2 protein-coding genes and 1 pseudogene are annotated in these 3619 nt (G+C 63.1%); all 3 read left to right on the top strand.

All coding sequences use genetic code 11. The annotated features are described in order from the left end of the window. Window positions 1-2668: tetratricopeptide repeat protein (locus tag QZY06_RS00440; RefSeq protein WP_295678744.1), on the top strand; the 2668-nt coding region annotated here is incomplete at its 5' end. 4 nt (window positions 2669-2672) lie between these two features. After that, the gene (locus QZY06_RS00435; protein ID WP_295678742.1) at window positions 2673-3344 is read left to right on the top strand and encodes a tetratricopeptide repeat protein; all 672 of its coding nucleotides are present in this window, start codon (window positions 2673-2675) and stop codon (window positions 3342-3344) included. After that, a pseudogene (locus QZY06_RS00430) lies at window positions 3341-3619 on the top strand (hypothetical protein); the annotation flags it as partial. The gene QZY06_RS00435 and the pseudogene QZY06_RS00430, both read left to right, overlap by 4 nt.

Below are 3619 nucleotides of genomic sequence, written 5' to 3'. Positions count from 1 at the left end.
GGCGCTGGAGAACTATCGCGAACTGCTGAAGCTGAAGCCGGATGACGATACCCGCGTCGAGGCCATGCGCCGACTCGCCGATCTTCAACTCCAGGTCGAGGACAGCAAGGGCAATTCCGATCCTGTCGCGATCGGCAAATCGATCACCGTCTACAAGATGCTGCTGGCCGAGCGTCCGAACGATCGCAATAACGATCGGCTGCTGTATCAGCTTGCGCGCGCCTATCAGAACAACAACCAGATTGAAGAAGCGATCGCGACGCTGCGTCGCCTCGGCGAGCTGTATCCGACTTCGAACTTGATCGGCGACGCGCGCTTCCGTAGTGCGGAAATTCTCTACGGCCTCGGCCGCTACGACGAAGCCGAACGGGATTACCAGTTCGTGCTCGGCCTTGGCACCACGACCACCTTCTTCGAATCGGCCCAGTACAAGTACGGCTGGACCTTGTTCAAGGAAAACAAGTACGACGCCTGTCTGCCGGTGTTCTTCACGATCCTCAATCGCGAGCTGCCAGCGGGTGAACTGGAAGATCCGGATGCCGCGCTGAAAGCCGTCGGCAAGGACAAGGCCGAATTCGCGTCATCGAGCCTGCGCGTATCGAGCCTCGCCTTCGCCGCCCTCGGCGGCGGCAACGCGATCAACGATTACTTCACCCGCAGCGCCAAGGTGCCCGGCGGCGGCGAGCCGCGCTTCTATCCGCTGGTCTACAACGCGCTCGGCGATCTGTTCATCGAAAAGCGCCGCTACAGCGACGCTGCGATCAGCTACGCCGCGTTCATCAGCCGTTACCCGAGCCACCCCAGCGCGCCGAAGTTCCAGAGCCGCGTCATCGCTGCCTACAAGGACGGTGGCTTCAACGACCTCGTCGTCCGCGAGAAGGAACGTTACGTCACCGCTTACGAGCCAGGCGCGCCGTACTGGGCCGGCCGTCAGCCAACGCCTGAAGTGCTGACCGTAGTCCGCACGAGCTTCGAGGATCTGGGCCGTCACTATCAGGCCCGTGCCCAGGCTAGCCAGCAGGCTGGGCGTGCCGCTGAAGCCACCAAGGACTTCATCGCTGCGGCCGGCTGGTATCAGAAGATTTTGAGCAACTTCCCGTCCGATCCGAAGATTGCCGAAGTGAATCTGCTCTATGCCGATTCCCTGTTCGATGGCGGCCGCACGGCAGATGCCGCGAACCAGTATCTGAAGACTGCCTACAGCTACGGCGATCATCCGAAGGCTTCCGAAGCAGCGTATGCGGCTGTGCAGGCCTGGCAGCGTCTGGTCAAGGAAGTGCCAGTTGCAGAACGGCCGGCCGCGCTGCGGCAGTCGATCGACGCCAGCTTGAAGCTGGCAGACAGCTTCCCTGCGCATCCGCAGTGGACTGTCGTCGTCACCCGCGCCGCGCAGGATCTGTTCGAGATCAAGGCGCTTGACGAAGCAGTCAAGGTTGCCGAACGGCTGATCGCACACACGCCGGCTGCCACGCCTGATCAGCGCCGCATCGTGCTCGGTGTGGTCGCTGACGCCCGCTTTGCCCAGGCTCGTTATCCGGAGGCTGAAGCCGCCTACGGCAACCTGCTGACTTTGCTGGCGCCGAGCGCGCCAGAGCGCAAGGTTGTCGCCGATCAGCTCGCAGCATCGATCTACAAGCAGGGCGAAGCAGCACGCACCGCAGGCAATCTGCGTGCGGCAGCCGATGCCTTCCTGCGGGTTGGCGCAACGGTGCCGGATGCCGCCATCCGTCCGAATGCCGATTACGACGCCGCCAGCGCCTATCTGTCGCTTGAAGACTGGCAAAAAGCGGCGATGACTCTGGAAGGTTTCCGCACCCGCTATCCGACCAACCCGCTGGTTTCGGACGTCGACAAGAAGCTCGCGGCGACTTACCAGAAGGACGGCAAGCCGGCTGCAGCTGCCGCCACCTTCGCGCGCATTTCCCAGCGCACGACCGAAACGCCGGAGACCCGTCGCGAATCGGCCTGGCTGGCCGCAACCCTGTACGACGAAGCGAAGATGGCCGCGCCAGCTGGCAAGGCCTATGAGTATTACGTCAGCAACTTCACGCAGCCCGTCGAGCGCAGCTCCATTGGTCGCCGTCGCCTCGCCGATCTGTCGCTGGCCGCGAACGACAAGGGACGTTACTTGTACTGGCTCAACGAACTGGTCAAGGCCGATGCCGGCGCAGGCGCCGGGCGTACCGACGCCAGCAAGCTGGTGGCTGCCCAGGCCAGTCTGGAACTGGCGATGTCGGCTGCGCAGGATGCTCGCAACATCAAGCTGACCCTGCCGGTCGAAAAGAGCCTGCTGGTCCGCAAAAACGCAACCGAAGCCGCCGTCCAGGCGCTGAATCGCTCGGCAGCCTACGGCTTTGCCGACACGACGACAGCCGCGACCTACGAGCTCGGTGTGGTCTATCGCGATTTCAGCCGTGCCCTGCTTGAATCCGAACGGCCGAAGAACCTGAAGGCGGACGAGCTCGAACAGTACAGCCTGCTGCTGGAAGAACAGGCTGATCCATTCGTTCAGAAAGCCATCGAAGCCCACGAAGCCAATTTGAAACGTATCAGCCAGAACCTGTGGAATGCGTCGATCGCCAAGAGCGTCAAGGCACTCGGCGAACTGGCTCCAGCGAAGTACGGCAAGCGCGAAATCCGCGAGGACTCCTATGACACTCTGCGCTGAGCCCATGAGCATGCCGCGCGCTTCCCGCTGGCTCGGTCTCGCAATGGTCGCCCTGCTGGCGGCCGGTTGCGGCTCCCAGCCGAAGCGGACGGCACCTGCCGTCGTAAACAAGCCGGAGCCGGAAGCCACAGCGGACGCCAAGAAGACCGCCGACAAGGGTGATCCTCAAGCGCGTTTCGACGAAGCGCTGAAGCTGATGAAGGCACGCAAGACCAAGGAAGCGCGTGACGCTTTCCTGACTCTGGCGCGTGATTTCCCGAACTTCTCCGGACCATTCACCGATCTGGCAATCCTGCAGGCCAAGTCCAACCAGCCGACACTCGCCATCGATAACTTCGAGAAGGCTACCCGACTGAACGCGGACAACGCGACGGCCTGGAACTGGCTGGGCACCTTGTATCGCGAGAACAAGGACTATCAGAAAGCCGAAACGGCTTATCAGAAAGCGCTGAGTCTCAAACCGGGCCTCGCCGCGTCACATCTGAATCTCGGATTGCTGAATGATCTCTATCTGCGCCGTCCGCAGGAGGCGCTGAACCACTACCGCGAGTACCAGCGCCTTGCCGGTGGCGACAAGCTGATCGTCACCGCCTGGATTCGCGAAATCGAAGCGCAGTTGCCGCCGGCTCCGGCCGCAGTGGCTGCGCCCGCACCTGCTGGAGCCAGCAAGCCATGAACCTTTCCCGACTTCTGACCACCGCCTGCTCGGCCACGCTGCTTGTGGCAGCTGCGATGCCGGCGCAGGCCCAGGAAGAGCAGCCGATCGCCACACCGCAGGTCCGGATTCCATCAAACCGCAGCACGGCGGGCCCGATCGTCGAGATTCAGCGATCCAATCCGGCACCGGCTCCGGCTCCTGCTCCTGCTCCGACGCGGGCGCCCGCTGCTGCATCGACGGCTCCCGTGCCCGGTTCTGCGGATGCGCCGGTTCCGGCCGATGCGACCTCGGGC

Origin of the sequence: uncultured Nevskia sp., assembly GCF_903885465.1 — a bacterium.
Lineage (GTDB): Bacteria > Pseudomonadota > Gammaproteobacteria > Nevskiales > Nevskiaceae > Nevskia.
This window is presented reverse-complemented; position numbering and strand designations above follow the sequence as displayed.